Origin of the sequence: Kitasatospora sp. NPDC059803 (assembly GCF_042732255.1) — a bacterium.
In the GTDB taxonomy this organism is placed as follows: Bacteria; Actinomycetota; Actinomycetes; order Streptomycetales; family Streptomycetaceae; genus Kitasatospora.
In genome coordinates this window covers 1-6,316 of the sequence record NZ_JBHWIJ010000399.1, presented here as the reverse complement: position 1 = coordinate 6,316, position 6,316 = coordinate 1, and the positions used below count along the sequence as shown (strand labels likewise).

Genomic DNA, 6,316 nt, shown 5'->3' with positions numbered 1-6,316 from the left:
CCGCGACGACGATCTTCGCGGAGGTGGTGGCGCGGGTGGGGGCGGCCGCGTTAGAGCTTGCGAAGTCCACTGAGGACCCTTTCGAGCAGCGTGACGTCGGGCTGGTTTCCGGATTCGCCGCCGGAAGCGGGCTGGTGGATGGCGACGAGGCCGGCCTCGGCCAGGTCGGCCACGAGGATGCGGGCCACTCCCAGGGGAAGGGAGAGCAGCGCCGACACCTCCGCGACGGATTTGACCTCCCTGCACAGGGTGCAGATCCGCTGGTGCTCGGGGAGCAGGGTGGCCAGGCGCTGCGGGTCGACGTCGGCGGAGACGAGGGCCTCCAGCGCGAGTTCGTAGCGCGGCCGGGTGCGTCCACCGGTCATCGCGAACGGCCGGATCAGCGGGCCGGAGTCGGGCTCGTCCTCGAACTCCTCGACGTGCCCGGGCTCGTGGGCCGGCCGGTGGTCGGGGGCGGGCGCCGGGTAGCCGGGCGGCGGCGTGTCGAAGGCGGGCTGCGGCTGTCGGTACTGGCCGGGCGGGCCCTGCCGGTCGTACTGCTCCTGCTGCGGCTGCCCGTACGGGTGCTGGGGCTGCCCGTACTGGTGCTGGCCGTACTGCTGTCCGTGCTGCTGGCCGTGCTGAGGCTGGCCGTACTGCTGACCGTGGCCGACGCCGGGTGCTCCGAAGGCGTCATGGCCTGTGCCAGGGTACGGAACGCCGTACTGGCCGCTGCGGTCGTCGGGCGGTGTCACGGTTCCTCTCCTCACAGGGTGCGGCGGTGCGGTGCGAGCTTCGGCGCAGGTCCGGAGCCGGTGGTGCGAAGGCCGTACAACGTCCGAACCCGAGCCCGCCGAAGCGGGCCCGGGAAGGACGCGGAGGTACTTCGAATACCTGGACGGTATCCGACGGACCGTCAGTGCAGGAGACTGCCCTGGAGTTCCGCGCGGAGTGCGGGGGTGAGGACGGCGCCGGCGCGGTCGACGAGGAGGGCCATCTCGTAGCCGACGAGGCCGATGTCGGAGTCGGGGGAGGCGAGTACGGCGAGGGCGGAGCCGTCGCTGACGGCCATGAGGAAGAGGAAGCCTCGTTCCATCTCGACGACGGTCTGGTTGACCTCGCCTCCTTCGAAGATCCGGCTGGCGCCGGAGGTGAGGGAGGTGAGGCCGGAGGCGACGGCTGCGAGCTGGTCGGCGCGGTCGCGGGGGAAGCCCTCGGACATGCACAGCAGGAGGCCGTCGGCGGAGACCACCACGGTGTGGGACACCCCGGGGGTGTTGTCCACGAAATTGGTGATCAGCCAGTTCAGGTTCTGTGCGGCCTGGCTCATCTGAGTCAACTCAACGCTCCTGGTGGTTCGAGCCGCCGAAGAGATCGGTGCTTCGGTTCTGTCCGTTGCCGGACGGGTCTACCTGATCGGGGTCGATCCGGAAGCTTCCGGTGTTACCGGCACTGCGGCCCTGCTCCACGCCGCGGCGCAGGTTGGTGAGCCGACCGCGGACCTCCTCGGGGCTGCGGGAGACCTGCGGCCCTTCCTGCGGAGTGGGCTTGGCGTTTCCGGCCACCAGGTTCTGCTTGGGCACGCGCCGCGGCAGGCCTGCCCCGGTGGTGCCGCCGGAGGCGGGCTCGCGGGTCTGCTCGGCCTGCTGCCAGGCGCCGTCGTTGGGCGACTGCCAGGGCGAGTTGGTCGGGCCGGTCGGGCCGTAGCCGCCCAGCGCCGACACGTCGTGGCCGCGCGGCTCGTCGACCGCCGAGGTGTCCTTGGCGCCGGCGAACCAGTTCGGGGTCTCGCCGCCGGAGCCGCCGCCCGCCGGAGCGGTCGGGGCGCCGAAGCCGCCACCCGCCAGCTGCTGGCCGGGGCGGCGCTGCGGCAGCCCGGACGGCAGGGTGGGGGTGGGCTCGGCGGCGGGCAGTGCGGGCGGCTCCGGGGCGTACGGGTGGCCGGCCGGGGCCTCCTCGGCCTGCTGGCCGTACTGGTCGGCGTAGCCGTCCTGGTAGCCCTGGTAGCCGTCGCCCTGGTAGTCCTGGCGGCCGTACTGGTCGTCGGCGTAGCCGGACTGGTCGTAGCCCTGCTGCGGGTACTGGCCGTACTGGTCCTGGCCGTACTCGTCCTGCTGGTAGCCGTCCTGGGCGTAGCCGTACTGGTCGTCGGCGTAGCCGGACTGCTGCTCGTAGCCCTGGGGGGCGTACTGGTCGTAGCCCTGCTGGTACTCCTCCTCGACCTCGGCGTCCAGCACCGGCGGCTCGCCGTCGTGCGGGCCGCTCTCCAGGGCCGCGCGGCGGACCTGGTCGAGGCGCTGCGAGCGCTGGACGGCCTCCAGGGCCGGGCTGAAGCCGCTGGATCCGGCGTTGCCGGTGCCGGTGAGGTGGTCGTCGAAGCCCAGCTCGGCGGCGCTGCGCGGCTGGCCGTTGGGCGCCCACTGGGAGGTCGGCTCCTGCTCGGCGAAGATCCGGGAGACGGTGAACTGCTCCTCGGGCTCCGGCGCGGCGCCCGACCGGGTGATGAACGGCGGGATCATGACCAGCGAGGTGGTGCCGGCGGACTCGCCGGACGGGCGGAGCTGGACGCGGACGTCGTGCCGCTGGGACAGCCGGCCGACCACGAACAGGCCCATGCGGCGGGAGATGGTGGCGTCGACGGTGGGCGGCTCGGCCAGCTTCTCGTTGATCTCGGCGAAGTCGTCGGCGGTGAGGCCGATGCCCTTGTCGTGGATCTCGACCAGCACCCGGCCGTCCGGCAGGCGGGTCGCGTTGACCAGGACCCGGGTCTGCGGGCTGGAGAACGAGGTGGCGTTCTCCAGCAGCTCGGCGAGCAGGTGGACGAGGTCGGTCACGGCGGCGCCGACGACCTCGACCTCCGGGATGCCGGACAGCTCGACGCGCTCGTACTGCTCCACCTCGGAGGAGGCGGCGCGGAGCACGTCGACCAGCGGGACCGGGGTGTTCCAGCGGCGGCCGGCCTCCTCGCCCGCGAGGACGAGCAGGTTCTCACCGTTGCGGCGCATGCGGGTGGCGAGGTGGTCCAGCTTGAAGAGGTTCTCCAGCTGGTCCGGGTCGGCCTCGTTGTTCTCCAGGTCGGTGATCAGCGCCAGCTGGCGCTGGATCAGGCCCTGGCTGCGACGCGACAGGTTGGTGAAGATCGCGTTGACGTTCCCTCGCAGCAGGGCCTGCTCGGCGGCGAGCGCCACGGCCTGCTGGTGGACCTGGTCGAACGCCCGGGCGACCTCGCCGATCTCGTCCTTGCCGTGCAGCGGGATCGGGGTGACGGAGGTGTCGACCCGGTCGGGGTCGGTCTTGGAGAGCTTCTCGACCAGGTCCGGCAGGCGGTGGTCGGCGATCTCCAGGGCGGCGCTGCGCAGGGTGCGCATGCCGAGGATCATCGAGCGGGCGACGTAGCCGGTGAGCAGGCCGGCCAGGATGAGCGCCGCGACGACGATGATCGTGTTGAGGATGGCGTCGTAGAGCGCGTTGTCCTTGAGGCCGCGGGAGTCCGTGAGGACGTCGTCCAGCAGCTGGACCTCGGTGTCGCGCAGGGCCTGGATGTGGGTGTTGGCGGCCTGGTTCCAGTTCTCCGGGGTGAGACCGGAGTCCTTGGCCTCTTTGTAGGCCTGGTCGGCGGCGGCCTTGCCCTTGCTCTGACCCTCGGCGGCGGCCTGGCTGTAGGCGGCGCCGAGGGAGAGCAGGGTCTGCATGGACGGCGCGGTGCCGTTCGGCATCTTGTAGGCCGAGCGCTCCTGCGCGGCGGCCTGGACGACCTGCGCGTTGGCGTACTTGCGGGCGTCCTCGGGGGCGCTGCCGGTGTTGAACTCGGTCAGCGAGACCTGCTCCAGCCGCTCCGCGACCAGGATCTGCTGGATCACGTCGGCGTTCTCGAACCGGGTGGTGGCGTTCTGGGAGATGCCGACCAGCAGGTGCAGCATGAGCGCGCGCTGGGTCGAGGCGGAGGCCTTGGCGAGGGACATCGCGTAGATCGCGCGGCCCTTGCTGGCGGCGTTGCTGGAGCCGATGCCGACCGAGTTGTCGTAGGACAGCAGCGGGGCGAACATCACCGAGTAGGCGTTGACGGTGGCGCCGGCGAACAGCTCGGATCCGTACGCGCTGGACCGCAGGTGCGGCAGGTCGACCACCAGGGCCTGGAAGCCCTCGTGGCGGCGCGGCAGTTCGCCGGACTTGTCGGAGGCCGCGTAGGCCGCCTCGTACGCCTTCAGCGCGGCGTCCGTGTTGGCGCGGATCTTGGCGACCTTGCCGTCCGGGTCCTGCTTGGTGAGCAGGGGTATCAGCGTGGTGTCGCGCTCGATCTCCAGCGCTTCGGCGAGCTCGGTGGCCGCCTTGGCGAGCTCGGCGGTCTTCTCGGCGCGGGAGGCCTTGATGTAGCCGTCGACCGAGGTGTTCACGCGGAGGCCGCCGAAGACGAGGCTGATGATCACGGGGATCAGCAGGATCGCGATCAGACGGGTCGGCACGCGCCAGTTGCGCGGGCGGAGGAAGTCGTACCGCCTGGAGGCGTCGCCGTCCGGACCGCCGCTGCGGGGTTCCGTGGACGCGGCCGGGGGCTGCGGGGCCGGGGAGGCCTGGGAGCGCTCCTCGGTGGGGGTGAAAGCGGAGAATCCGGCCGGGTCCGCTGCGGTACCGTTCGGCTCGCTCCGGCGGGGCTCGGAGCGCCGCTGCGGGGCGGGTTGCTGCTTACGCCTCACTCGACAACTACCTCTCGGCCGACTGTCGGCCATGGATCAATCCAGCGCTACCCCCGGGCCCTGGCCCGTCACCGGTGGGCCGGCGCGAGGGTTTCAGGGGTAGCTGGAATTTCAGCACGTGCAGGGATGGGGGACAAACAGCCGCAGGATGGCCCCCGCGTCGGCGCAATAGGGACATTCACCGACATGACGGAGCAAAACCGTGGTCTTCTGGCGCTGAGTGGCGCTAGTTCACCACGCAGAGTCACTGTTGATCACAAAATGCCTACCGAACTGTTATCCGCTGCTTATACAGCGGGTCTTGCGCGATGCCCCTGGAGGACATCGGCCGGTAGCGGCTCCGCCCCGGGGGCCGTCACGCCGACGGCCCCCGGGGTCCGGATGTCCGGCCCGTCATCGGAGTCGGGCGAGGAGGGCGTGTTCGACGAGGGTGATGAGGGCGCTTTTGGCGCTGTCGCGGCGGCGGGCGTCGAGGGTGACGACGGGGGTTTCGGCGCTGAGCTGGAGTGCTTCGCGGACCTCGTCGGCGGTGTGGGGCTGGTGTCCGTCGAAGCCGTTGAGGGCGACGACGAAGGGGAGTCCGCTGTTCTCGAAGTAGTCGAGGGCGGGGAAGCAGTCGGCGAGGCGGCGGGTGTCGACGAGGACGACGGCGCCGATGGCGCCGCGGACGAGGTCGTCCCACATGAACCAGAAGCGGTCCTGTCCGGGGGTGCCGAAGAGGTAGAGGATGAGGTCTTCGTCGAGGGTGATGCGGCCGAAGTCCATGGCGACGGTGGTGGTGGTCTTGCCGGAGACGTGGCTGAGGTCGTCGATGCCGGCGGAGGCCGAGGTCATGACGGCTTCGGTGCGCAGGGGGTTGATCTCGGAGACGGCGCCGACGAGCGTGGTCTTGCCGACGCCGAAGCCGCCCGCGACGACGATCTTCGCGGAGGTGGTGGCGCGGGTGGGGGCGGCCGCGTTAGAGCTTGCGAAGTCCACTGAGGACCCTTTCGAGCAGCGTGACATCGGGCGTTCCGCCCGACTCGCCCGCGGCGGCGGGCTGGTGGATGGCGACGAGACCGGCCTCGGCCAGGTCGGCCACGAGGATGCGGGCCACACCGAGCGGGACACCGGCCAGTGCGGAGATCTCCGCGATGGACTTGACCTCACGGCAGAGGTTCACGATCCGGGCGTGCTCGGGCAGCAGGCCGCCGGTCCGTTCGGCGTTGCCGGTGGTCGAGATCAGGGCCTCGATGGCGAGCTGGTACCGGGGCCGGGTGCGGCCACCGGTCATCGCGTACGGGCGGACCAGCGGCTGCTGCTCGTAGCCGTCGGACTGCTGCCCGCCGTAGCCGCTGCCGTACCCGTTGCCGTACGAGCCGGCGGGTGTCGAGGGCGGGGTCATGGGTCCTCCTTGTGCTGCAGCCTTGGGCAGCCGGTTCCAGCTGGGGCGGTGCCAGCTGAGGCGGGATCAGCTGCCTGAGGGTAGCTGAGGGTGAGACGCCGGGGCCGGTCGGGTCGGACCCGGCGGGGGAGGTGGGACGGTGGACGGATCCCGCTCGGACTCCGGTCAGTGCAGGAGACTGCCCTGGAGTTCCGCGCGGAGTGCGGGGGTGAGGACGGCGCCGGCGCGGTCGACGAGGAGGGCCATCTCGTAGCCGACG

General features: G+C 71.3%; 5 protein-coding genes and 1 pseudogene. All 6 read right to left on the bottom strand.

What is annotated here, in order from left to right:
• Positions 1-50: 50 nt before the first annotated feature.
• Complete coding sequence (locus ACFV6I_RS36535) at positions 51-734, bottom strand: DUF742 domain-containing protein (protein ID WP_079135609.1); 684 nt, start codon at positions 732-734, stop codon at positions 51-53.
• Between the two features lie 161 nt (positions 735-895).
• On the bottom strand, positions 896-1,309 hold the full coding sequence (locus tag ACFV6I_RS36530; RefSeq protein ID WP_030057391.1) for a roadblock/LC7 domain-containing protein: 414 nt from the start codon (positions 1,307-1,309) through the stop codon (positions 896-898).
• Positions 1,310-1,319: 10 nt separating this feature from the next.
• The gene (locus ACFV6I_RS36525) at positions 1,320-4,673 is read right to left on the bottom strand and encodes a nitrate- and nitrite sensing domain-containing protein (protein ID WP_380430286.1); all 3,354 of its coding nucleotides are present in this window, start codon (positions 4,671-4,673) and stop codon (positions 1,320-1,322) included.
• A gap of 393 nt (positions 4,674-5,066) precedes the next feature.
• Complete coding sequence (locus ACFV6I_RS36520; RefSeq protein ID WP_063347719.1) at positions 5,067-5,651, bottom strand: ATP/GTP-binding protein; 585 nt, start codon at positions 5,649-5,651, stop codon at positions 5,067-5,069.
• On the bottom strand, positions 5,632-6,057 hold the full coding sequence (locus tag ACFV6I_RS36515) for a DUF742 domain-containing protein (protein WP_063347718.1): 426 nt from the start codon (positions 6,055-6,057) through the stop codon (positions 5,632-5,634). Before ACFV6I_RS36515 ends, ACFV6I_RS36520 begins: the two co-directional genes overlap by 20 nt.
• 165 nt (positions 6,058-6,222) lie before the next feature.
• A pseudogene (locus tag ACFV6I_RS36510) lies at positions 6,223-6,316 on the bottom strand (roadblock/LC7 domain-containing protein); the annotation flags it as partial.

Bases quoted from the DNA above. Each gene is read 5' to 3' on its own strand.
- ACFV6I_RS36530 (WP_030057391.1), bottom strand. From the start codon at position 1,309: ATGAGCCAGGCCGCACAGAACCTGAACTGGCTGATCACCAATTTCGTG.
- ACFV6I_RS36515 (WP_063347718.1), bottom strand. From the start codon at position 6,057: ATGACCCCGCCCTCGACACCCGCCGGCTCGTACGGCAACGGGTACGGC.